Origin of the sequence: Nonomuraea sp. 10N515B, assembly GCF_052245915.1 — a bacterium.
Lineage (GTDB): Bacteria > Actinomycetota > Actinomycetes > Streptosporangiales > Streptosporangiaceae > Nonomuraea.
Window position 1 is genome coordinate 339,790 of the sequence record NZ_JBQQBQ010000004.1, and the last position, 19,737, is coordinate 359,526.

General features: G+C 70.6%; 25 protein-coding genes and 1 tRNA gene. 13 read left to right on the forward strand and 13 right to left on the reverse strand.

Annotation, left to right across the window (positions count from 1 at the left end; translation table 11 throughout):
- Nucleotides 1-22: 22 nt before the first annotated feature.
- Nucleotides 23-119: transfer RNA gene (locus tag ACTWQA_RS08065), tRNA-Sec, on the reverse strand.
- A 151-nt stretch (nucleotides 120-270) separates the two neighbouring features.
- On the opposite strand from ACTWQA_RS08065, the gene ACTWQA_RS08070 reads away from it, so the two are divergent.
- Nucleotides 271-810: a hypothetical protein gene (locus tag ACTWQA_RS08070; protein ID WP_443158636.1), complete on the forward strand. Its 540-nt coding sequence runs from the start codon at nucleotides 271-273 to the stop codon at nucleotides 808-810.
- A 36-nt stretch (nucleotides 811-846) separates the two neighbouring features.
- Here ACTWQA_RS08070 and ACTWQA_RS08075 read toward each other — a convergent pair whose 3' ends face one another.
- The 4 genes from ACTWQA_RS08075 to ACTWQA_RS08090 are packed head-to-tail and all read right to left on the reverse strand — an operon-like array spanning nucleotide 847 to nucleotide 4,682.
- Nucleotides 847-1,638: an alpha/beta hydrolase gene (locus ACTWQA_RS08075; RefSeq protein ID WP_443158637.1), complete on the reverse strand. Its 792-nt coding sequence runs from the start codon at nucleotides 1,636-1,638 to the stop codon at nucleotides 847-849.
- A 40-nt stretch (nucleotides 1,639-1,678) separates the two neighbouring features.
- Complete coding sequence (locus ACTWQA_RS08080; RefSeq protein WP_443158638.1) at nucleotides 1,679-2,887, reverse strand: amidohydrolase family protein; 1,209 nt, start codon at nucleotides 2,885-2,887, stop codon at nucleotides 1,679-1,681.
- Nucleotides 2,884-3,312, reverse strand: coding sequence for a GAF domain-containing protein (locus ACTWQA_RS08085; protein WP_443158639.1), 429 nt, complete (start codon nucleotides 3,310-3,312; stop codon nucleotides 2,884-2,886). The genes ACTWQA_RS08080 and ACTWQA_RS08085 overlap by 4 nt, the downstream gene beginning before the upstream one ends.
- On the reverse strand, nucleotides 3,309-4,682 hold the full coding sequence (locus ACTWQA_RS08090; RefSeq protein WP_443158640.1) for an MFS transporter: 1,374 nt from the start codon (nucleotides 4,680-4,682) through the stop codon (nucleotides 3,309-3,311). The genes ACTWQA_RS08085 and ACTWQA_RS08090 overlap by 4 nt, the downstream gene beginning before the upstream one ends.
- 135 nt (nucleotides 4,683-4,817) lie before the next feature.
- Here ACTWQA_RS08090 and ACTWQA_RS08095 point away from each other — a divergent pair, with 135 nt between their 5' ends.
- Genes ACTWQA_RS08095 through ACTWQA_RS08105 form a run of 3 tightly spaced genes read left to right on the forward strand, consistent with a single transcriptional unit; the run spans nucleotide 4,818 to nucleotide 7,655 of the window.
- Nucleotides 4,818-5,684, forward strand: a complete 867-nt coding sequence (locus ACTWQA_RS08095; RefSeq protein WP_443158641.1) for a MurR/RpiR family transcriptional regulator — start codon at nucleotides 4,818-4,820, stop codon at nucleotides 5,682-5,684.
- A gap of 9 nt (nucleotides 5,685-5,693) precedes the next feature.
- Nucleotides 5,694-7,034 (forward strand): hypothetical protein, encoded by a 1,341-nt coding sequence (locus tag ACTWQA_RS08100; RefSeq protein ID WP_443158642.1) that lies wholly within the window; start codon nucleotides 5,694-5,696, stop codon nucleotides 7,032-7,034.
- Between the two features lie 21 nt (nucleotides 7,035-7,055).
- Nucleotides 7,056-7,655 (forward strand): hypothetical protein, encoded by a 600-nt coding sequence (locus ACTWQA_RS08105; RefSeq protein ID WP_443158643.1) that lies wholly within the window; start codon nucleotides 7,056-7,058, stop codon nucleotides 7,653-7,655.
- Here the strand turns inward: ACTWQA_RS08105 and ACTWQA_RS08110 are convergent.
- Genes ACTWQA_RS08110 through ACTWQA_RS08120 form a run of 3 tightly spaced genes read right to left on the reverse strand, consistent with a single transcriptional unit; the run spans nucleotide 7,618 to nucleotide 9,646 of the window.
- Nucleotides 7,618-8,286 carry a GntR family transcriptional regulator gene (locus tag ACTWQA_RS08110; protein WP_443158644.1) on the reverse strand — a complete coding sequence of 223 codons (669 nt, stop codon included), beginning with the start codon at nucleotides 8,284-8,286 and terminating at the stop codon, nucleotides 7,618-7,620. The two genes, ACTWQA_RS08105 and ACTWQA_RS08110, sit on opposite strands and share 38 nt — an antisense overlap.
- Nucleotides 8,283-9,455 (reverse strand): CaiB/BaiF CoA transferase family protein, encoded by a 1,173-nt coding sequence (locus ACTWQA_RS08115; protein WP_443158645.1) that lies wholly within the window; start codon nucleotides 9,453-9,455, stop codon nucleotides 8,283-8,285. The genes ACTWQA_RS08110 and ACTWQA_RS08115 overlap by 4 nt, the downstream gene beginning before the upstream one ends.
- Nucleotides 9,452-9,646: a hypothetical protein gene (locus ACTWQA_RS08120; RefSeq protein ID WP_443158646.1), complete on the reverse strand. Its 195-nt coding sequence runs from the start codon at nucleotides 9,644-9,646 to the stop codon at nucleotides 9,452-9,454. The genes ACTWQA_RS08115 and ACTWQA_RS08120 overlap by 4 nt, the downstream gene beginning before the upstream one ends.
- A gap of 69 nt (nucleotides 9,647-9,715) precedes the next feature.
- Here ACTWQA_RS08120 and ACTWQA_RS08125 point away from each other — a divergent pair, with 69 nt between their 5' ends.
- The gene (locus ACTWQA_RS08125) at nucleotides 9,716-10,879 is read left to right on the forward strand and encodes an acyl-CoA dehydrogenase family protein (protein ID WP_443158647.1); all 1,164 of its coding nucleotides are present in this window, start codon (nucleotides 9,716-9,718) and stop codon (nucleotides 10,877-10,879) included.
- Nucleotides 10,880-10,897: 18 nt separating this feature from the next.
- Here ACTWQA_RS08125 and ACTWQA_RS08130 read toward each other — a convergent pair whose 3' ends face one another.
- On the reverse strand, nucleotides 10,898-11,947 hold the full coding sequence (locus ACTWQA_RS08130) for a C45 family autoproteolytic acyltransferase/hydolase (protein WP_443158648.1): 1,050 nt from the start codon (nucleotides 11,945-11,947) through the stop codon (nucleotides 10,898-10,900).
- A gap of 349 nt (nucleotides 11,948-12,296) precedes the next feature.
- On the opposite strand from ACTWQA_RS08130, the gene gvpJ reads away from it, so the two are divergent.
- The 7 genes from gvpJ to ACTWQA_RS08165 are packed head-to-tail and all read left to right on the forward strand — an operon-like array spanning nucleotide 12,297 to nucleotide 15,288.
- The gene (gene gvpJ, locus ACTWQA_RS08135) at nucleotides 12,297-12,725 is read left to right on the forward strand and encodes a gas vesicle protein GvpJ (protein ID WP_443158649.1); all 429 of its coding nucleotides are present in this window, start codon (nucleotides 12,297-12,299) and stop codon (nucleotides 12,723-12,725) included.
- Complete coding sequence (locus tag ACTWQA_RS08140; protein ID WP_443158650.1) at nucleotides 12,722-13,471, forward strand: GvpL/GvpF family gas vesicle protein; 750 nt, start codon at nucleotides 12,722-12,724, stop codon at nucleotides 13,469-13,471. Before gvpJ ends, ACTWQA_RS08140 begins: the two co-directional genes overlap by 4 nt.
- The gene (locus tag ACTWQA_RS08145) at nucleotides 13,468-13,695 is read left to right on the forward strand and encodes a gas vesicle protein GvpG (protein WP_305915749.1); all 228 of its coding nucleotides are present in this window, start codon (nucleotides 13,468-13,470) and stop codon (nucleotides 13,693-13,695) included. The genes ACTWQA_RS08140 and ACTWQA_RS08145 overlap by 4 nt, the downstream gene beginning before the upstream one ends.
- Nucleotides 13,696-13,699: 4 nt before the next feature.
- A complete protein-coding gene (locus ACTWQA_RS08150) occupies nucleotides 13,700-14,035 on the forward strand; it encodes a gas vesicle protein (RefSeq protein WP_371825754.1) in 336 nt (111 codons plus the stop codon).
- Nucleotides 14,028-14,840 (forward strand): GvpL/GvpF family gas vesicle protein, encoded by an 813-nt coding sequence (locus tag ACTWQA_RS08155; protein ID WP_443158651.1) that lies wholly within the window; start codon nucleotides 14,028-14,030, stop codon nucleotides 14,838-14,840. Before ACTWQA_RS08150 ends, ACTWQA_RS08155 begins: the two co-directional genes overlap by 8 nt.
- On the forward strand, nucleotides 14,837-15,007 hold the full coding sequence (locus ACTWQA_RS08160) for a gas vesicle protein (RefSeq protein WP_305915747.1): 171 nt from the start codon (nucleotides 14,837-14,839) through the stop codon (nucleotides 15,005-15,007). Before ACTWQA_RS08155 ends, ACTWQA_RS08160 begins: the two co-directional genes overlap by 4 nt.
- The gene (locus tag ACTWQA_RS08165) at nucleotides 15,004-15,288 is read left to right on the forward strand and encodes a gas vesicle protein K (protein ID WP_443158652.1); all 285 of its coding nucleotides are present in this window, start codon (nucleotides 15,004-15,006) and stop codon (nucleotides 15,286-15,288) included. The genes ACTWQA_RS08160 and ACTWQA_RS08165 overlap by 4 nt, the downstream gene beginning before the upstream one ends.
- 59 nt (nucleotides 15,289-15,347) lie before the next feature.
- On the opposite strand, the gene ACTWQA_RS08170 is transcribed toward ACTWQA_RS08165, so the two are convergent.
- Nucleotides 15,348-15,713, reverse strand: a complete 366-nt coding sequence (locus ACTWQA_RS08170; protein ID WP_443158653.1) for a lytic polysaccharide monooxygenase — start codon at nucleotides 15,711-15,713, stop codon at nucleotides 15,348-15,350.
- 252 nt (nucleotides 15,714-15,965) lie between these two features.
- On the opposite strand from ACTWQA_RS08170, the gene ACTWQA_RS08175 reads away from it, so the two are divergent.
- The gene (locus tag ACTWQA_RS08175; protein WP_443158654.1) at nucleotides 15,966-16,532 is read left to right on the forward strand and encodes a Uma2 family endonuclease; all 567 of its coding nucleotides are present in this window, start codon (nucleotides 15,966-15,968) and stop codon (nucleotides 16,530-16,532) included.
- 57 nt (nucleotides 16,533-16,589) lie between these two features.
- Here the strand turns inward: ACTWQA_RS08175 and ACTWQA_RS08180 are convergent, their stop codons facing one another.
- Genes ACTWQA_RS08180 through ACTWQA_RS08190 form a run of 3 tightly spaced genes read right to left on the reverse strand, consistent with a single transcriptional unit; the run spans nucleotide 16,590 to nucleotide 19,548 of the window.
- Nucleotides 16,590-17,309 (reverse strand): DNA-binding response regulator, encoded by a 720-nt coding sequence (locus ACTWQA_RS08180; RefSeq protein WP_443158655.1) that lies wholly within the window; start codon nucleotides 17,307-17,309, stop codon nucleotides 16,590-16,592.
- Nucleotides 17,279-18,397, reverse strand: a complete 1,119-nt coding sequence (locus ACTWQA_RS08185) for a hypothetical protein (RefSeq protein WP_443158656.1) — start codon at nucleotides 18,395-18,397, stop codon at nucleotides 17,279-17,281. The genes ACTWQA_RS08180 and ACTWQA_RS08185 overlap by 31 nt, the downstream gene beginning before the upstream one ends.
- Nucleotides 18,394-19,548, reverse strand: a complete 1,155-nt coding sequence (locus ACTWQA_RS08190; RefSeq protein ID WP_443158657.1) for a sensor histidine kinase — start codon at nucleotides 19,546-19,548, stop codon at nucleotides 18,394-18,396. Before ACTWQA_RS08190 ends, ACTWQA_RS08185 begins: the two co-directional genes overlap by 4 nt.
- Nucleotides 19,549-19,737 lie beyond the last annotated feature (189 nt).

Below are 19,737 nucleotides of genomic sequence, written 5' to 3' on the forward strand. Positions count from 1 at the left end.
GGCCTCGTGTCCTAGGGGAACCTGGAGCGGAGGCGCACGGGAATCGAACCCGCCGACGACGCCGCGCGCCGTCCACCGGTTTTGAAGACCGGGGTGCACACCAGAACACAAGCGCCTCCAAGGTCAATATTTCACGATATGACCCGTCAGGTGACGGAGGACTTCAGGATCGTGCCACCTCCGTGAAGGGAGGCAGCCGTTCACCAGCCGGGCCTGCCGGGTTACGTTGGGGAGAGCCTCCCACCGAGACCTGCGAAGGACGTGGTATCCGTGCTTTACCTCTTCGGCTTCGAGCGGATCGGCGTGGCCGTGAGCGACATCTACTTCGTCGACCCCGACCCGATCCCGGGGCAGGAGAGCGCCGAGCGAGGCGTGCGGCTGGAGATCCGCCGGCTCGAAGCCGGTGAGTTGAAGGGTTCCATCTACTCTGCCCGGCCGATCACCGTGGATCGGCCGCTCTGGCGCATCGACCTGCTGGAGTCGGTCGACAGCCCGCCGGGGAGCTTCAATCGCACCCATCATCACCCGTCCATCGACGGGTGGGAGCCGGGGCCGCGGGTGTTCGACACGGAGTTGTCCGGCGAGCCGTTGAAGTGGCTGAGTGAGCGGCTGGCCGATCTGGAGGGGGTGCTGGAGGAGGTCGGATTCGACCGGAGCGAGGTGTCGCCGGCGGATGTGGCGGGGCTGCGTGACCGGGCTCCGGAGATCGTCGACACCGTCGGCCGGCTGCTGGAGCGCATCCGCACCGGGGAACTGGGCACCCCGCCGGACGCCGGGTCCGCCACCAGCATGCGGGTCAGCTGGCTCTGACCCCGGGCCATGGCACGGAAGGCAGCGGTCGCTCGCCTAGATCCCCTCGGCCAGCTTCACCACCGCGCGGATCAGCTCGTCGCCGGTCAGCATGGACAGGTCGTTGTGCCCCGCCCCGGTCATCTCCACGGTCGTCACCCGGCCCCCGGCCGCCTCGGCGACCGCCCTGCTGAGCCGCGCCGGCACGATCGTGTCGCGGGTGCCGTACACGACCACCGTGGGCGCCCGCACGGCCGCGATCCGCTCCGACACCGGGTACCGATCCCGCAGCAGCAGCCGCACCGGCAGGAACGGGTAGTTGGCCTGCCCCGCCGCCGCCAGGTCGGTGAAGGGCGAGCGCAGCACCAGCCCCTCCGGCGGCTGCTCCAGCGCCAGCCGGGTCACCACCCCGGCGCCCAGGCTCTCGCCGAAGTAGATCACCCGCCCGTCTCCGAGGAACGCGCGGGCGGCGCGGACGTCGAGGTGCAGGCCCTCCTCGGTCGGGGTGCCCGGGTTGCCGCCGTAGCCGCGGTAGTCCATGAGCAGCACCGGCAGCCCGTGCGCCGCCAGCGCCCTGGCCAGCGGCGCACGGTGCAGCCGGTTGCCCGCGTTCCCGCCCGCGATCAGCACGGTCACGTCGCGGTCGCCGGGCACGTACCAGGCGCCCAGGCGCAGCCCGTCGCCCGTCGTGAGCGAGACGTCCCGCGCGCCCGGGATGACCTTCCCGGCCGGCGGCACAGAGGACCGGTCAGGCAGGTAGATCAGCTGCCGCTGGAACAACCACAGCAGTCCGAGCAGCAGGAACACCACCGCGACGATCACAAGAGCGGTCCGCGTCAGCGACGTCACGCAACAAACGGTACGCCCGCCCGGGTGCCGGGGGCTCGTCCTACGACACGACCGCGCCCGCCTGGACGACGTGGCGGATGTGCTTCGGGTCGGCCAGCACGCCGATGTCCTCCAAGGGGTCGCCGTCGAGCACCAGCAGGTCGGCGTGCGCGCCGACCGCCAGCGTGCCGATCTCGCCCGTCATCCCGGCCAGCTCGGCCGCGCCGGCCGTGGCGGCCCGCAGCACGTCGATCGGCTCCTGCACCTCCCGTCGCAGGCGGAACTCGTGGTTCTGGTGCCGCTGCATGCCGCCGAGCAGGTCCGTCCCGTACGCCAGCCGCACCCCGCCCCGCGCGGCCCGCTCCAGCGCGACCAGCCCGGCCTCGAGCACCTCGTCGACCTTGCGCCAGCTCGACTCAGAAAGCCCGAACGCCCGGCCCTCATCCTTCAGCGCCCAGTACGTCACCAGCGTCGGCACCAGGAACGCATCGTGCTCGCGGAACAACTCCACGCTGCGGTCGTCGATCAGGTTGCCGTGCTCGATGGAGCGCACCCCAGCCTCCAGAGCCCGGTTGACGGCGCGGGCGGTGTAGGCGTGCGCGGCCACATACCGGCTGGCGGCCCCGGCCTCCTCGACGGCCGCGCGCAGCTCCTCCATCGAGTATTGGGTCGAGTCGATGCGATCGGTCGGCGAGGCCACCCCGCCGGACGCCATGACCTTGATGTGGTGGGCGCCCTTGCGCAGCTCGTCGCGGGCGGCCACGCGGACCGCGTCGACACCGTCCGCGACCCGCCCTACGCCCGCGCAACACGGGTGGTCGTCGCTCACGTGCTCGCCGCGGCCGCGGAAGTCGGCGTGGCCGCCGGTCTGGCTCAGCCCTTTGCCGCAGAACAGCAGCCGCGGCCCCCGGATCAGCCCTTCCGCCTGCGCGTCGGCCAGCCCGTGGTCGGCGCCGGACACGTCGCGGACCGTGGTGAAGCCGCGGCCGAGCATTTCGCCCATGATTCTGGCGCTGTGCGCGGCCACGTACGACGGGGACATGCGGCCGAGCGCACCGAGGTCGGCGGTCAGGGCCGTGACGTGCACGTGCGCGTCGATCAGCCCGGGCACGACGTACGCGCCCGCCACGTCGAGCACCCGGACGTCCGACGGCGCCCGCAGCCCGGGACCCGCCTCGACGACGCGGCCGTCCGCGCACCGCAGGTCCCCCTCGGCGTAGTCGCCCGTGCCGACGTCAAGCACCAAGGCGTTCCGCAGCAACAGGTTCATCGCCCACCCCCGCGCAGGGCGGGCGCCGCGAGCGGCGCGAGGGACTCGGCCACGGCGACCGACCCCTCGTCGTAGGCGCCCTCGGCGTCGAGGATGTTGAGCACTCCCAGGACCTGGCTTCCCTCGACCACCGGCACGTTGATGATGGACCCGCAGCCCAGGCTCTCGATCAGCTCATGATCGGCGAACACCTCTCGCACCGCCGCCCGGTCCGGTCCGAAGAACGGCTTGCGTCCCTCGATGCACGTGGCCAGCCAGCCCTGCGCGACCTCCACGGTCTTCTCCCCGCCGATGGGGTATTCAGCAGGGTGGCTCGTGTGGACGCGGCGCAGCGCCCACCGTTCCGGCACCCAGGCCAGCACAGTGAAGAGCCGCACACCCAGCTCCTTCCGCACCCGTGTTTCCAGTTCCCCCAGTGCTGTCACTTGGCACTCTCCTTGGCCGGCTCGGTCAGCTCTTCCAGCGATCGCCCGGCCGTGGACAGACCGAACACCACCACGCAGATGACGCCCGCCACCAGGACCGCCGTGGTCAGCCCGAACACCCCCGCGAAGCCCAGGCTGGCGGCGGAAAGGCCGATGATCGTCGGTGCGAGGATGCTGCCCACCCGCCCGAACGCACTCGACAGCCCGGTCCCCGTGGCGCGGATCCAGGTGGGGAACACCTCGGGCGTGTAGGAGTAGACGCCCGCGTACGTGCCGTTGAGGAAGAACGACAACACCGCGCCCGCCAGCGTGATCGTGACCGGCGAGTCCATCTGCGACAGCCAGAACGCGCTGACCGCGGACCCGGACAGGTAGAGCGCGATCGTGTTCTTGCGGTCCAGCCGCTCCGACAACCAGGCCGCCGAGAAATAGCCAGGGACCTGCGCCAGATAAATGATGATCGAGAACTCGAAGCTCTTCGTCACCGTGATGCCGCGCTGCACGAGCAGCGTCGGAATCCAGGAGAAGAACCCGTAGTACGAGAACGTGATCACGAACCAGATCAGCCAGATGACGGCGGTCCGCTTGGCCATGACCGGGCTCCACAGGTAGCGCAGCGCGCTGAGCAGGTTCACCTTGGGAGTGCTGGTCGCGGGCGGCGTGGCGGATTCGGGCACCGGCGGCAGCGGACGGCCCGTGGCCCGCTCGACGCGGCGCTCGAGGTCGGCCACCACCGCCTCGGCCTCGTCCACCCGGCCGTGTTGCAGCAGGAACCGTGGTGACTCCGGCAATGATCGGCGCCACCACAACAACATCACGATCGGCAGCGCGGTGATCACCTGCGCCACCCGCCAGCCGTCCTCCATCGTCGGCACCACGAACCGCCCGATCAACGCGGCCATGACGAACCCGAAGGAGAAGAACCCGGCCAGCGCGCCGATGAACCACCCACGCCGGTTGGCCGGCACGAACTCCGAGAGGAACGGCGCGATGATCGCACTCTCCGCGCCCGCGCCGGCTCCGGCCAGCACCCGGCTCGCCAGGAACACCTCGTAGTTGGGCGCGAACGCGGCCACCACGGAGAAGACGGCATAGAACGCGAGCGCGTACATCATGACCTTCTTGCGGCCGATGCGGTCGCCGAGCAGCCCGGCGATGGCCGCGCCGAAGAGGAACCCGAACGGGGTCGCGGACCCGATCAGACCCAGCTGGCCGTTGTTCAGGCCCCAGGCTTCCTGCGCGCTCGGCAGCAGGAAGGCGACCACGGCCGAGTCCATGCCGTCGAACGTGTAGCCGAGGCCGCCGATCAGAAGGAGGAGATAGTGCGGCCGGCTCAGGGGGAGCCGGTCCAGCCGGGCCAACAAGGTCATCGAACACACCCTTTCGACCGATTTCGAAGCAACATACAGTGCAGATTCCACGATTTGCAATAATCTTTGCAATCCGATCGTGTTACGAGCACGTAGCATGTTCCCGGCCGGCAGCTCGGCGGAGAGAAGGATGCGTTGACCGACAGCTTCGAGGACTGGCTCGGCGCCCGGACGCCGGAGCGCGGCCTGCGCGGCAAGGCGGCCGCGGTGCTCCAGGTGCTGCTGTCGCAGCCGCGGCGCGCGTCGTTCGGATCGGCGGCGGAGCTGGCCCAGGTCGCGGGCGTCAACGTGGCGACCGTGACCCGCACGGCGCAGGCGCTCGGGTTCGCCGGCTGGCCGGCGCTCCAGCAGGAGTTGCGGGCCCGCTACCTGTCCTCGCTCAGCGCGGGCCAGGTCGCCGCCGAGCACCGCGGCACCGGCTCGCCCAGCTCCCGGTCACTCCGCCGCGACCTCGACAGCCTCGCCCTGCTCAACCGGCGGGTGGACGAGGCGGTGCTGCTCACGATCGCCGAGGCGATGGCCACCGCCCGGCGCACGGTGATCCTCGCCGAGGGCAGTTACGCCGCCGTCGGCCTGGCCCTGGCGCACAACGCCGGCCTCGCGGGCTACCCCGTCACGGCGGTGACCACGGGCGACGCCGAGCTGGCCAACACGATGGCCACCATGCGCTCCGGTGACGTGCTGATCGCCATCAGCTTCTGGCGCCTGTACGAGAACACCGTGCTGGCCGCCAACGAGGCCCGCTCGCGTGGGGTGCGGGTGTTCGCGCTGACGGACGCGGCCAGCCCCGCCCTGGCGAGCGCGGCCGAGGAAGTGGTCATGGTGCCGGCCGAGAGTGAGGCGTTCTTCCCCTCGCTGACGGCCGGGATGGCGGTCGCGCAGGCACTGGTCACGCAGCTGGCGGCCGTGGATCCGGTCCGTACGGGCGCCTCGATCGAGGCGGCGGAGGCCATGTGGGCGAAGTTCGATCTCCTCCACCGCCGCCCCACCGGCAGGCCCTAGAATTCCCGCGTGCCGGTGAACGGGTTACGGATTGCCGCAGGCGTCGTCGCTGCAGCGGGTTTACTGGTCGCGGGGTTTCTGGTGCTCCGCGACGGCGGGGACGAGCAGCGGCCGGTCCGCGACCGTTTGCCGATCCAGCCCACGGTCGTGGGCAAGAGCGTGCTGGTGGACGTCTCCGGCGCCGTCTTGGAGGAGTTCAACGGCGACTGCGTGAGCAGCCGGGTCTCCTATCTGTGCCTGCGGGTGCGCGACGAGCTGCTCGCGGCGGACGAGCACTTGCTGGCGCGCGGCGGCCTGACCATCAGGACGACGGTCGACCGGCGGCTGCAGCAGTCCGCCCAGCAGGCCATCGACCGTCGCGTGCGATCGGACGACAAGCCGATCGCCGCGCTGGCCATGGTCGTCCCGGGCACGGGCGACATCAGGGCGATGGCCACCAACCGCCCGCTGGTCGACAAGGTGGGCGCGCTCGCCTACCAGCAGGGGTCCACGGCGATGGTCTACACGCTGGCCGCCGCGCTGGAACGCGGGCTGCGCTTCGAGGACGGCTTCCCCTATGCGGCCGCGTACCGCGCGCCCTCGTCCAGCGCGTTCAAGAACTGCAAGGGAGAGAATGTCGCCGAACCCGTTCATTCGGTCTTCAACGCGAAACGGGATCACAGCGACTTCACGACCCTGCGGTCGGGCACCTGGGCCGCCGACAACACGTTCTTCGTCCGGCTGACGGAAGAGGTCGGCTTGTGCGAGAGCGTGACCATGGCCCGTCGGCTCGGCCTGGCCCGCCCGGACGGGCAGAAGGTGACGGAGTACGAGACCTTCTCGCTGGGCGTCAACGAGGTGGACCCGGTGACGGCCGCCGGCACCTATGCCACACTCGCCGCCCGCGGCAAGCAGTGCGAGCCCAGGGCGGTCGCCGAGGTCAGCGACGGTTCGAAGGTCCTGCGGTCCTTTCCTCCACGCTGCCGCGACGTGCTGGACCCGGCGGTCGCGGACGCGGTGACGAACGTGCTCGCGGACGGGCTGGCCCGCAGTCCGCTCAAGGGCCTCGGCCGGGACGCGGCGGGCATGGCGGGCGCCTCCGACAACTACACCGCGGCCTGGTACGCCGGATACAGCCCTGACCTGGCCTCCGCCGTCGCGCTCGGCGTCCCTGGCAGGGGCGCGCTCGACCAGAGGCTGGTCGACGTCACCCTCGGCGGCCGCCGCTACGAACGTGTTGAGGGCACGTCGATCCCCGGCCCCATCTGGAAGGAGTCCATGACGGCGGCGCTGAGCGGCCTCCCGGGGACGGCGTTCACGAAGCCCGACACGGCACGGTTCGGCGGCTGCCGCGACAGGTGCGCGAACTGAGCCGGAGAGTACGATGAGCGCGTGGATCGTACTCACCATCCTGGGTACACTCCCGCGACCGAGACCCGGCGACTCATAGCTCACGGACTGCCGAAGGTTCTGCCGGAGACTCTCGGCGGACGGCACCGTTTCTCGCCGCTGTCCCTCTACGTGGGCGACCGACTCGCCGCGACGGCCTTCGCCCGGCTCGACGACGTCGGACTGTTCTGGCTCGACGTCTGGATCCTGTCGCAGAGCCGCGGCGGCCGCTGGACCCTGCGCGACGGCACCAGCACCGCCGCGGGACCCGCCGACGACCTGCTGGCCCCGAGCCCGGCGGCCGCCCTGCTCAACGGGCACGGCCGGGCGGACGGCACGGCCCGTTCCGACATCAACGCGGGCCGGTGGTTTCCGTGGCCGGCCAGGTGGGTGGCGTACGGCGTCGTGCGGTTGTCGGCGGAGGTGGGCGCCGTCAGGCTCGAGGGCCGGACCATCATGGTCCCGGAGCACGGCCTGCAGGCACTGGCGTGGGCGCCGAGCCACAAGAAGGAGACCAGCGTGGAACTGCTCGACCAGAAGGGCGAGCCGATCTGCGCCCTGCCCCTCACGGAGCCGGGGGAAGAAGGGACTCCAGCTCGGTGACCGCGTGGTCGCGGTGGACGTTGAGCGTCGCGACGGCCTCGTCGGCGGCGCGCCGGCGCAGGGCGTCCAGGGTGGCGCGATGTTCCTTGATCACTCGCTCCCGGTTGCCGGCGTCTCCGTAGTACATCGACCGGTAGGCGTCCGTCGTGTCCCAGAGCGTCCTGATCAGGCGGGCCAGCCGCGGCATGCCGGCGCAGTCGAACACCGTCATGTGGAACAGGCGATTGGCGGTGGCCATGGCCAGGACGTCGCCTGCCTCGGCGGCCTGCTCGACCTCGTCCTGGGCCGCCTCGAGCCGGTCGAGGTCGGCGTCGGTGAGGCGGTCGACGGCGCGCCGCACGGCCTCCTCTTCCAGCAGCTCGCGGATGCGATAGACCTCGCGCAGGTCGTCGAGCGATAGCGCCGCGACGCAATAACCCTTGTGAGCTTTGTAGGTGACCAGGCCCTCGCCCTCGAGCGTCTTGAGGGCCTCGCGCAGCGGGACACGGCTGACCTGGAGCTCCTCTGCCAAGGCGTCCTGCCGGATGGGCGTGCCGGGGCGCAGGCGGCCAGTCGTGATGGCGCGGCGCAGCTCGCCCAGCACGAACTGCTGGGCCGTCGGCGGCCTGCGTCGTGCTTCGTCCGGGCTCACGGCCCCAATATCTCACGAAGCCATCCCTGGTCCTCACCGAGAGCCGGGGGCGGGCGGCGGTAGCAGGGCGGGGTGGCACTGAGCCGGATCGGGTTGGCCACCTGGCCCACGCCGCCCACCTCCACGGCGGGCTCCAGGCCGAGGTCCTCGGCGAGGGCGAAGGCCGCGGCCAGGTCGTTGATCGGTCCGCAGGGCACTCCGGCGGCGGTGAGCAGCTCGAACCACTCATCGGCCGGACGTTCCCTGAGCGCGGCGTTCAGCTCGGCGACCAGCGCCTCGCGGGCGGCGACCCGGGCGGCGTTGGTGGCGTAGCGGGTGTCCCGCGCGAGGTCCTCACGGCCCAGCGTCGCGCAGAGGGCCTGGAACAGCCGGTCGTTACCGGCCGCGATCACCAGCGGGCGGTCGGCGGTCTCGAACACCTCGTACGGGACGACGCTCGGATGCCGATTGCCCATGGCCCGCGGCACGACTCCGGCCGCCGCGTAGGCGGAGGAATGGTTGGTGAGCGCGGACAGGAGTGAGGACAGGAGCGAGACTTCGACACGCTGGCCTTCGCCGCGACCCGGCGGGTGCCCGCCGCCGTCGAGGACGCGGCCGCCTTGTCCGGTCCGTTCGCGGTGGTGCAGGGCGGCCAGGATGCCGAGGGCGGCGTGCAGGCCGGTGATCACGTCCACCAGCGCCACGCCCGCCTTCGTCCCCGGCCCGCCGGGCTCGCCGGTGACGCTCATCAGCCCGCCCACCGCCTGCGCGATCAGGTCGTACCCGGGCAGCCCGGCCCCGGCCCCGGACCCGAACCCGGTGATCGAGCAGTAGATGAGCCCCGGGTTCAGCTCGCGCAGCGCGTCGTACCCGAGCCCGAGCCGCTCCATCGTCCCCGGCCGGAAGTTCTCCACGAGCACGTCCGCGCGGGCCGCCAGGGCCCGCGCCACCTCCACGTCGGCCCGCAGGTCGAGCGCGATCGAGCGCTTGTTGCGGTTGACCCCGAGGAAGTACGTGGCCTCGCCCCCGGGCCCGTACGGCGGCCCCCAGGCGCGGGTGTCGTCCCCGGCCCCGGCCCGCTCCACCTTGACCACGTCGGCCCCGAGGTCGGCCAGCAGCATGGTGGCGTAGGGCCCGGCCAGCACCCGGCTGAAATCCGCCACCAGCAGCCCCGACAGCGCCGCTGTCACGCCAGCGCCCCGAGATAGCTCTGCTTGGTCCCGCCGAACGGCACGTACCGGAACGTCCCCGCCGGCTCGGAGTTGATGTGCGACATGAGCCACTCGCGGTCCACGATGTCCGCCGCACCCAGGTTGGTGTCGGCGAACTCCTCGCCTTCCCCGTCGACCCAGCGACCACCGATGAGATTGAGAACGTCCATGGTCAACGCACCCTAGCTGTGCCATATTGGATTTTCAATATTGGATCCAAAATATGGGAGGCCGTTACGATGATCGCCCCGACCGCGCTGTTCGCCCTGGACACGCTGCTCACCGACGAGGAACGCGAGATCAGGACCACGGTCAGGAAGGTGTGCGACCGCGAGATCCGGCCGCACGTCGCCGGCTGGTTCGACAGCGGCGAGCTGCCGGCCCGCGAGCTGGCCCGCGCCCTCGGCGAGATCGGCGCGCTCGGCATGCACCTGGAGGGGTACGGCTGCGCCGGCCTCGGCGCGGTCGCGTACGGGCTGGCCTGCCTGGAGCTGGAGGCGGCCGACTCAGGCCTGCGCAGCCTGGTGTCGGTGCAGGGCTCGCTCGCGATGTACGCGATCTGGACGTACGGCAGCGAGGAGCAGAAGCAGGAGTGGCTGCCCGCGATGGCGGCCGGCGAGCGCATCGGCTGCTTCGGCCTGACCGAGCCGGACTTCGGCTCCGACCCGGGCGGCATGCGGACCACGGCCAAGCGCGAGGGCGGCGACTGGGTGCTCAACGGCACCAAGATGTGGATCACCAACGGCTCGGTCGCGGACGTGGCCGTGGTGTGGGCGCGCACGGATGAGGGGATCAGGGGGTTCCTGGTCCCGGCGGGCACGCCCGGCTTCACCGCCCACGACATCAAGCGCAAGGTGTCGCTGCGCGCGAGCGTGACGAGCGAACTGGTGCTGGACGGGGTGAGACTCCCTGACGCGGCCGTGCTGCCGGGCGCGCGCGGCCTGTCCGGGCCGCTGGGCTGCCTGAACGAGGCCAGGTTCGGGATCGTGTTCGGCGCGATGGGGGCGGCGCTCGACTGCCTGGAGACGGCCCTCGCCTACGCGGGTGACCGTGAGGTGTTCGCCAGGCCGCTGACGTCGTACCAGCTCACCCAGGAGAAGCTCGCCGACATGGCGCTGGAGCTGGGCAAGGGCCTGCTGCTCGCCGTGCACCTCGGGCGGCTGAAGGAGGCGGGCACGCTCACGCCTGAGCAGGTGAGCGCCGGCAAGCTGAACAACGTGCGCGAGGCCCTCGAGATCGCCAGGACCTGCCGCACGTTGCTCGGCGCGAGCGGCATCACCCTCGAATACCCGGTGATCAGGCACGCCGTGAACCTCGAGTCGGTCCTGACCTACGAGGGCACCTCGGAGATCCACACGCTGGTCCTGGGCAAGGCGCTGACCGGGATCCCCGCCTTCCACTGAGCCGATTCCAGGGCCGGCTCAGAAGGTCTGCCAGGTCTCCTCCGTGACCTGGCAGGGCCCGCCCTTGTGCACCCGCAGCCGCCCGCCGGGCACGTCGAGCGCGATCGTGGCGACGGTCTCCCACCGCTGGTTGATCGGCTGCGTCAGGTCGGGGTGGGCGCAGACGGGCGCGTCGGGGCCGTGGCTGAGCATGGCCAGCGCCCGCGTGGTGTGGTCGTCGCTGCTCAGGTCTTCGGTATTGGCCTCCAGGTGCTGGAGCCTGGCGTAGGTGCTGGGCCGGTCGGTGGCGTGCCGCTCCCCCGCCGCAAGGTGGGAGTTGAGGAAGTGGTTGCAGTGTTGCAGCACGCCGCTCTCGGGCTCGATGACGCCGACCCCGGCCGGGGAGATCTCGATCGAGGCGGCGTCGTCCGAGGTCACGGCGGTGATGACGGTGGAGGCGGAAACCTGCGCGGAGTAGGCGACGGCAATGGCGTCCTCGACGGTGGCGGCGTCCTCCAGGATCCTGCGGGCGATCAGGTGCACCGGCACGCCGAGATCGTCGTTGTCGGACTCGTGGCGCAGGATGTTGAAGTGGATGCCGAGCCCGGCCGTGTTGACCCCGATCTTGGCCAGCGCCCCGGCCTCCGTGAAGGTGCGCACCACGTGCCCGGGACTGCTCTCCAGCTCCCACAACATGGGCGCGTCACGCAGGTGGTCGTGCCAGTCCCAGGTCTGCACCGTACGGGGCCCCGGCAGCACGACAGACGTGGAGCACTCCCCCTCGCCGACCGCGTCGATGGCGGCCAGGATCTCGGTGCGGGCGTTGACCACGGCCACCTGCCACGGCTCCAGCCCGGCGCCGGACGCGATCCCGGCGATCTCCTCCGCCAAGTGCGGCGCCCAGTCGGCGGCGCGGTCGAGCGCCTGCTCGCCCCACGTCCGGACCTGCGTGGCGCTGGCGCCCGCGACGGCGAACAGGTCGGAGTAGCCGGCGAGGTTGGCGACGATCGCCTCCCGCCGGTGTGTGCCGAGCTCTTTGCCGCGGGCGCGGGGATCGATCTGCGTCGAGGTGAAGTCGGGGAAACTCATGAACCACCCACTACCCCAGGTAACAGCGCTGCGAACCTGTCCCTCGACGCACGACGCCGCACATAGCGCCCCTGCCGCCGCACACGGCGCCGACCGCCGGACGCGCGAGGGTCGTCCGGCGGGCGGCTGGCTCCGTGTTCAGCCGGGGGTCCGGTGATCGGAGCGCTCCCGTCGAGGACGGTATCTGACTGCATAAATCCGCACAAATACCGGATCCATGTCAACGCCCATCTGTGCTGCCGCCGATCCCCCTCCAATGGAGGCGAGCAGCGGAAACGACCTCCCGGCGCCTGTGTGAGACCGGTGAAAGTTTCGACGACCGCGACCGAAAAGCTGAGATTGTCATCCGATGTCGCCGGTTTCGACGAATAGGTCAAACGACATAGACGCCGACCAAGGACTGACACAGGGTGAAATTCACATCACGGCGTCAAAGGAGGGAGAAATCATGTCAACCCCGGCTGTCGTTGAGCGCTCCGGCTCCAGCGGCCTGGGTGACGTCGTCGAGCTCATTCTCGACAAAGGGCTCGTGATCGACGCATTCGTTCAGGTTTCACTGATCGGCATAGAAGTCCTCACCATCCAGGCGCGGGTCGTGGTGGCCAGCGTCGAAACGTACCTGCGGTACGCGCAGGCCATCGAACGGCTCGACATCCGCGGAGAGGAGATCTCCGTCGACGTACGCCACGGAGCTCTCCCCGTCGGCCCAGCCGCGCAGAAGGAGACGCAGGTCGTCGTCAAAGGCGTGACCGTCGAGACGGATGGTGAAAAGTCATGACGAGCAAGTACATCTACGGTGTCACCCACAGCACCACAACCCTTCCGGCTCCGGTGACCGGGATCGGCGGCGCCCCCGTGACACTGGTGACGCACGACCGGTGCGGCGCCCTGGTCAGCGACCTGCCGGCGGACCGCCCGCTCGGCACCCGCGACGACCTGCTCTCCCACGAGCGGGTGCTGGAGGACCTGGCCCGCCGTCGCGTCCCCGTGCTGCCGTTCCGCTTCGGCGCGGCCATGACGGGACCGCAGGAGATCGCCGAGGAGTTGCTCGCCACCAATCAGGACGCGTTCCTCGCGGACCTGGAGCAGATCCGGGGGCGGGTCGAGCTGGTCGTGAAGGGCCGATACGAGAACGACTCCGCCTACCTGGAGGTGCTGCGCGAGGAGCCCGCGGTGCTGGAGCTTCGGGAGCGGATCCGCGGGGTGCCCGAAGAGTCCAGCCACGACGAGCGCCTGCGACTCGGCGAGGTCATCGCCCGGGCCATGGCCCGCAAACAGGCCGGCGACAGCGATCGGCTGACGGCCGCGCTGTCCCCGTACGCCGAGCAAGTGGCGCCGCGCCCGCCCGCCAGGGAGGACGAGGTGGCGAACCTGGCGTTCCTGGTCGAGCAGGGGCAGGAGGACGGGTTCGAGCAGGCGATCGAGGAGCTCGGCCGGCAGTGGGCGGGCCGCGTGCGGCTGCGCCTCGTCGGCCCGTTGCCTCCGTACGACTTCGTGGGCTCGCTGCAAGGGCGGCAGTCGTGATCTCGGGCCTGGTGACGTGGCCGCTCGCGCCCGCGTTCGCGGTCATCCGGATGGCGGAGTTCCTGTGCGACCGCGCGGAGGAACAGCTCTACGACCCGGTCCGGATCAGGCGCGAGTTGGAGGACGTGGCAGCCGACCTGGCCGCCGGTGAGATCTCCGAGGAGGAGGCGGCCGCGCGGGAGGAGGAGCTGCTGGACCGGCTGCTGCGGGCGCCGAGGAGGTGAGGTCGTGGCCGACATCTCCTGGGTACGCTCCGGACCCGCCGCCGAGCCGGCCCGCAGCGACCCCGCCAACCTGGCCGACATCCTGGAACGCGTCCTCGACAAGGGGATCGTCGTCGTCGGCGACGTCCGGGTGAACCTGCTGGACATCGAGCTGCTCACCATCAAGATCCGCCTCCTGGTCGCCTCGGTGGACCGGGCGAAGGAGCTGGGCATCGACTGGTGGGAACACGACCCGTCGCTGTCCTCCCGCGCCCGCGGGGACGTCCTGGCGGAAAACCGCGAGCTGCGCGCTCGGCTCGCCGAGCTGGAGCGGACGCCGGGGAGGGATCCGCATGACTGACACCGCCGTCTACCTGTACGCCGTCACCAACGCACGCGATCCGGTGGCCGGCGAGGTGGCCGGAGTGTCCGGCAGCCGGGTTCGCGTGGTCGAGCACTCCGGGCTGACGGCGGTGGTCAGCACGGTGCCGCTGCCGGAGTACGGCGAGCGGGCGCTCCGCGAGAACCTCGAGGACCTGGCGTGGCTGGAGGCGATCGCCCGCGCGCACGACGCGGTGGTGCGGACGGTCGCCGGCCGCGGCCCCACCGCGCCGGTGCGGCTGGCCACGGTCTTCCATGACGACCGCCGGGTCAGGGAGCTGCTGGAGGAGCGGCGGGGTGGAATCGAGCGGGCCCTGTCGAGGGTGGCGGGCCGCTCGGAGTGGGGCGTCAAGGTGTACGGCACCGCCCCCACCGGCTCACCCGCCAACGACCACCAGGCCGGCCTGTCGCCACCGGCCGCGCCTGAGGGCGCGTTCTCCCCCGCGCAACGGCCCGGCCCTGGTGTGGCATACCTGCGGCGGCGCAGCGCTCAGCGCCGCCGGCGCGAGGACGCGACCCAGGCGCTGGCGGGCCGGGCCGAGCAAGTGCACGCGCGGCTGGCGCCTCACGCGATCGCCAGCCACCGGCATCGTCTCCAGGATCGCCGGCTGTCGGGGCACGACGGCGTGATGGTTCTCAACGCGGCGTACCTGATCGAGGACCCCCACGCCTTCACGGAGGCCGCGGCCGATCTGGCCGCCCGGTGGGACGACATGCGCGTCGAGGTGACCGGCCCGTGGCCCGCCTACTCCTTCACCACGATCGACGGGGAGGAGTGGGCATGACCGCGGAGCTCGTCCAGCGGGAGGTGGCGCTCGTCGATCTGCTCGACCGGCTGCTGGCCGGCGGCGTCGTGCTGAGCGGTGACCTGGTGATCTCCATCGCGGAGGTCGACCTCGTGCGCGTCTCCCTGCGTGCCCTGATCACCTCCGTCCGCGCGGAGCCGGCATGACCCGCCGCCTGGAAACCGACCCCGACCAGGTCGAGCACGACCTCGTCTGCCTGGTGCTGACCTTGGTCGAGCTGATCCGCCAGCTCATGGAACGTCAGGCCCTGCGCCGCGTGGACGAGGGCGACCTCACCGGGGCGCAGGCCGAGGCGCTCGGCCTCGCCCTCATGCGCCTCGACCAGGCCATGACCGACCTCAAGGACCGCTTCGGCATCACGGAGGACGAGCTCAACCTCGACCTCGGCCCGCTCGGCACCCTCCTTCCTGACGCACCTCGCCCATAGCGCTCCGCCGGGCGCGCACACGAGGGCGGCGCCCGGCGGAGACACCACGTCAGTCAGGCTCAGGTGAAGTTGACGTCGCTGCAGAAGTAGTACGTCTGGTCCATGTGCGAGGCCTTCCCGATCGTGTAGATCACGTGGCGGCCAGTGCGCGACCCCTTGCTCAGCCCGTTGATCATGTACGTGTCGCTGGCGGCGTACCTGCCGGTCTCACGGACCAGCTCCAGGTGGTTCCACCCGAGCGGCGTGGTGAGGGCGTTGTTGTCCTGCCACGCCTGCCAGCACATCGGCTCCCGCTGCTGCATGGTGGGGTTCTGGAAGTCGTTGCCCCAGCGCAGCCAGCATCCGTAGTTGCGGGAGGCCGGGTCGGTGACCGACCCGTGCGCGGAGGCGGTGTCGGCGAGGGGGACAGCGAAGATCATCGCCATGGACGTCAGCACGGCCAGGGCGCGCAGCGCCCAGCGGTTGAGTGCGACTTGGGGCGTTGCGCGAGACCATGGCAGGCCAGGTCAATGGCGGGATGAGCAGCGGAAAGGGCTTTCCCGAGCCGCGGCGAACGGGGTGAAGTTTCAATTCCCCGCGAGAGGTAATGGTAATGGCACGACAACTTAGAGTGACGGAATTTGGGGAAGTAGCATGTGGGCGAGGGCGAGGTTCCCGATACTGAGTGGGTGACCGCAATGGCAACGATCGAACCGGCCAAGATTCCTTTCGGCAAGCCGCCGTACACGGTCGACGACCTGCTCAAGTTCCCCGACGACGGGAACCGCTACGAGCTCTTCAACGGGAGCCTACTGGTGAGCCCTGCCCCTACTCCCCCACACCAGCTAGCCATCACGAATGTCCTGCTTATTCTCCAACGCGCAGCACCGCCCCATCTGGTGACCTTGACCAATGTCAACCTGCGGGTTACCGACAAGGACTACTACATACCTGATGTCGTCGTCGTGCCCAGAAGTTCGGTGAAGACCGTGGGGCTCATGTTCACGCCGCGCGACATGCTGCTCGCTGTGGAGGTCGGCAGCTCTAGCACCAGGGATCGGGACGAGGCTCTCAAGGCCTTTGCGTATGCCAAGGCAGGCATCCCCACCTACTGGCGCATCGAGCCGGAGGAAGGGCCGACCCTTTACGTCTACGAGCTCAATGGCGGCACCTATGACACGCCGACCGCCTACAAGGCCGGTGCCGTCGCGGACTTGAAGATCCCGTTCCCGATCAGATTCGATCCCGCCGAACTCGACCAATGACCTGGACCCCGGTCCTGCCGGCCCCCTCCTGCCGGTAGGCCCGAGGCCCAGGAGCTTTCATCCCTGGCCAGGGGGCGTCTTGGCGGCCAGGGACGTGTAGATGGTGACCTCGTCGGGCTGGATGAGCCCGTCCTGGATGGCGCAGATCAGGAGTTTCTCCTTGGTGGGGGCGGGTCGGCCGGCCGCGGCGTACTTGACGCGGGCCCGGTCGATGTACTGGCGCACGGTCCGCTCCTTGATCCCCATCCGCGCCGCCACCGACGCCTTCGACATCGACTGGAACCAGAACAGCAACGCCGCCCGCTCCTTGTCCGACAGCTGAGGCCGGTGCGGCCGCTCGTCCGTCGCGATCGCCTGCGCCATCGGCGGCGTCACGCTGGGCTGGTCGGCGGCCACCTCCAGGATGGTCTCGACGCAGGTTTCGCGGGTGGCCCGGCCCTTGCCGATGAACGCCGAAGCGCCCGAGTCCAGCACGGCGCGTACGGTCTCCGGCTCCTCATGCTCGGAGAAGACGATGACCCGCTGCCCGCCCTGGCACAGCTCGGCCACCCGGTCGATGACCATGGTGCCGTTGAGGTTGAGGTCGAGCAGCAGCACGTCGGCGTCGGTGCCGAGGACCGACTCGATCGTGGGCCCCTGGGCGACCAGCTCGACCGGGCTCGGCGAGAGGTCCGTGGGCCCGGAGCTCGCGAACCAGGACCGCACTCCGTCCACCACGACCTGATGGTCCTCCACCAGCGCGACCGTCACGGGCCTTGCCAGATGCTGTTGACCCATACCTCCCCTCCCTGCCGCTGATAGGTGACGACGACGCCGCTCGGCTCCTGGACGGGTGCGGCGCTGATGGGCAGGTCGTCGTTGTCGGCCACGACCGCCACGCTCACCATGGTGGACATCGCGGACACGGTGACCCGCGCCCGTGACCTGGCGCCGTCGAGCGCCCGGATGGGCGCCCTGAGGAGATCCTCGCGCACGCCGTCGGGGAGGCCGGGCAGGTAGTCGCCGAACGGCGGCGCGGTCACCATGACCTTGCGCCGCTCGGCCGCCTCGATACGCTCGCGCAGCGCGGACACCAGCTCGTCGGGTACGTCCTCCCGTTCGGTGATGAGCCGGCGCAGCCGCATGGCCCCGGCCGTGCAGTCCTCGCGCACGCGCGGGTCGCCGGGGTCGGCGCCGTCGCCGAGCTGGTGGAGCAGTGACTCGGCCACGTCGCGGATGGCGGCATACCTGCGCAGCCGGTCGGCGTGGATGCGCTGGGCGGACTGGCGCAGGGCGTCGTCGGCGGCGAGCCGGCGGGCCAGCACCACGGCGTCCTCGGCGCGGGCCAGCAGCATGCGGCAGCCCCACGCGTAGCCGAGTTGCATGGTGACGCCGCCGGCGATGACCACCAGGTATTTGGAGATGGACACGCGGTCGAGTGTCCCGGTCAGGATCATGGCCGACAGCATGATGCCGGCGTTGGCGGCGAGGAAGGCGATCAGCTCGGCCCGCCAGCGGGGCCGCCCCCACACCAGCATGACGGCGATCCAGCCGACGGAGCCCCACGCCCAGTCGCTGATGCCGAGCAGTTCGCCGGGGCGGAGCGACAGGATCACCGCGACGTCGATGGCCAGCGTGGCGAGGGCGAGCTCGCCGATCCTGGCGGGGCCGCGCGAGGTGCCCGTCAGCGACCGCAGGGCGATCGCGAAGATCGCGGAGTAGGCGGTCCAGGCGGCCAAGGCCAGCCAGGGCCAGCGGAAGGCGGACCAGCCGGTGATCGTGACGGTGAGGTCGTACCCCAGGTGCCACACGGCCGCGATGACCGCGGCGCCCAGTGCGGTGAAGCGGGCGTATCGCTGCGCTACCTGCTCGATCTCTTCCGTCATGGCCGCCACCACAGGCTCACGCGGGTGCCCTGCGCGCTGGAGGAGATCTCAGCGCCGCCGTTCGGCAGGGAGCGCATCATGTCGAGGATCGATCCGCGCACGCCGAACCGGTCGGGCGGCAGCTGCTCCTGGTCGAATCCGCGGCCCGCGTCGGCGACCTCCACCAGGATCTCGCCGTCGCGCCTGCGGGAGATCAGCTCGGCCTCGCGGACGCCGGCGTGCAGGGCGATGTTCGCCAGGGCCTCGGTGACGGCGCGGGCGAAGCGTTCGGCGACGTTGCCCGGCACCGTCTCGGGCGTGAGATCCCGGCGCACCTCCAGGCCGGTGGCCCGCCCGGCGACCTCGTCCAGCAGCGTGTCCAGGGCGATGGGGACCGAGTCGGCACGCGGGGTGTCCCGCAGCTTCTCCAGCGCCGCCAGATCGGTCCTGACCTGGGCTTCGAGCGTGGGCGACGGCTCGTCGTAGGTGCCCAGGCCGACCATCGTGAGCGTGTGCAGCGCGGTCTCGTGGATGCTGCCGACCTGCTTCAGCTCGTCCTCGCGGCGCAGCCGCTCCACCATGCGCGAGATGTCGGCGCGTACGCTCCGCTCCAGGAAGGAGTCGGTCGCGGCGGCCGAGCGGCGCAGCAGCGTCATCAGCATCACGATGGCGAGCAACTGCACGAGGTGGATCCCCAGGGTGCCGGCCACGTCCTGGGAGGGAGAGGCGATGCGTACGCCCGCCGCGAAGGCCCCCGCCACGACCAGCCCCACGGGGACGACCACCTTCGGTTTCCAGGTGATCCCGGCGATGACGATGGTCATCGTGACCGTCCCCGCGACCCAGCTCGACCCCGTGACGAGCGCCTCGCCGGCGACGAGATGACGTTGCGCGAAGCACAACGCGACCGTGATGGCGACATCACCGGCCACCAGCCAGTGGGGCAGCGGCACATTGCGCCACCACACGCGCACGAACAACGCCGTCCACACCAGGTGGACCACCAGCATGGGCGCCAGCCACGACAAGGAAACCGGCGCGACGGCGCCGAACGCCGCCGAAATGACCGCCACCACGCCCACCGCGCTGCGTGCGCCGGCACCGGTGCGCGCGGTGGCCTTTTCCAATTGCCTGGTCGCCGAGTCGTACCTCGTGGAACCGGGGTGAGCCATGGGCCGTCCGCACACGCTGGGAGCACAAGACGGGTCTCACGATAACGCAGCGCAGGGTGGGTAAAAAGAAACAGGAATGGGTTTCTCCGATGAATCCGAAGGGGCGTGCCGCGGTCGTGACGAGGGATGAGGTCATGGGTTGCATGGCTCTTTTCCTGGGCCCGGCTTTCCTGCGGCGTGCACCGCACC

Excerpts from the sequence above, each read along its gene's own strand:
- ACTWQA_RS08080 (WP_443158638.1), bottom strand. The coding sequence starts at position 2,887 with ATGAACCTGTTGCTGCGGAACGCCTTGGTGCTTGACGTCGGCACGGGC.
- ACTWQA_RS08090 (WP_443158640.1), bottom strand. The coding sequence starts at position 4,682 with ATGACCTTGTTGGCCCGGCTGGACCGGCTCCCCCTGAGCCGGCCGCAC.
- ACTWQA_RS08120 (WP_443158646.1), bottom strand. The coding sequence starts at position 9,646 with ATGGACGTTCTCAATCTCATCGGTGGTCGCTGGGTCGACGGGGAAGGC.
- ACTWQA_RS08125 (WP_443158647.1), top strand. The coding sequence starts at position 9,716 with ATGATCGCCCCGACCGCGCTGTTCGCCCTGGACACGCTGCTCACCGAC.
- ACTWQA_RS08130 (WP_443158648.1), bottom strand. The coding sequence starts at position 11,947 with ATGAGTTTCCCCGACTTCACCTCGACGCAGATCGATCCCCGCGCCCGC.
- gvpJ (WP_443158649.1), top strand. The coding sequence starts at position 12,297 with ATGTCGCCGGTTTCGACGAATAGGTCAAACGACATAGACGCCGACCAA.
- ACTWQA_RS08140 (WP_443158650.1), top strand. The coding sequence starts at position 12,722 with ATGACGAGCAAGTACATCTACGGTGTCACCCACAGCACCACAACCCTT.
- ACTWQA_RS08155 (WP_443158651.1), top strand. The coding sequence starts at position 14,028 with ATGACTGACACCGCCGTCTACCTGTACGCCGTCACCAACGCACGCGAT.
- ACTWQA_RS08160 (WP_305915747.1), top strand. The coding sequence starts at position 14,837 with ATGACCGCGGAGCTCGTCCAGCGGGAGGTGGCGCTCGTCGATCTGCTC.
- ACTWQA_RS08165 (WP_443158652.1), top strand. The coding sequence starts at position 15,004 with ATGACCCGCCGCCTGGAAACCGACCCCGACCAGGTCGAGCACGACCTC.
- ACTWQA_RS08170 (WP_443158653.1), bottom strand. The coding sequence starts at position 15,713 with ATGGCGATGATCTTCGCTGTCCCCCTCGCCGACACCGCCTCCGCGCAC.
- ACTWQA_RS08175 (WP_443158654.1), top strand. The coding sequence starts at position 15,966 with ATGGCAACGATCGAACCGGCCAAGATTCCTTTCGGCAAGCCGCCGTAC.
- ACTWQA_RS08180 (WP_443158655.1), bottom strand. The coding sequence starts at position 17,309 with ATGGGTCAACAGCATCTGGCAAGGCCCGTGACGGTCGCGCTGGTGGAG.
- ACTWQA_RS08185 (WP_443158656.1), bottom strand. The coding sequence starts at position 18,397 with ATGACGGAAGAGATCGAGCAGGTAGCGCAGCGATACGCCCGCTTCACC.
- ACTWQA_RS08190 (WP_443158657.1), bottom strand. The coding sequence starts at position 19,548 with ATGGCTCACCCCGGTTCCACGAGGTACGACTCGGCGACCAGGCAATTG.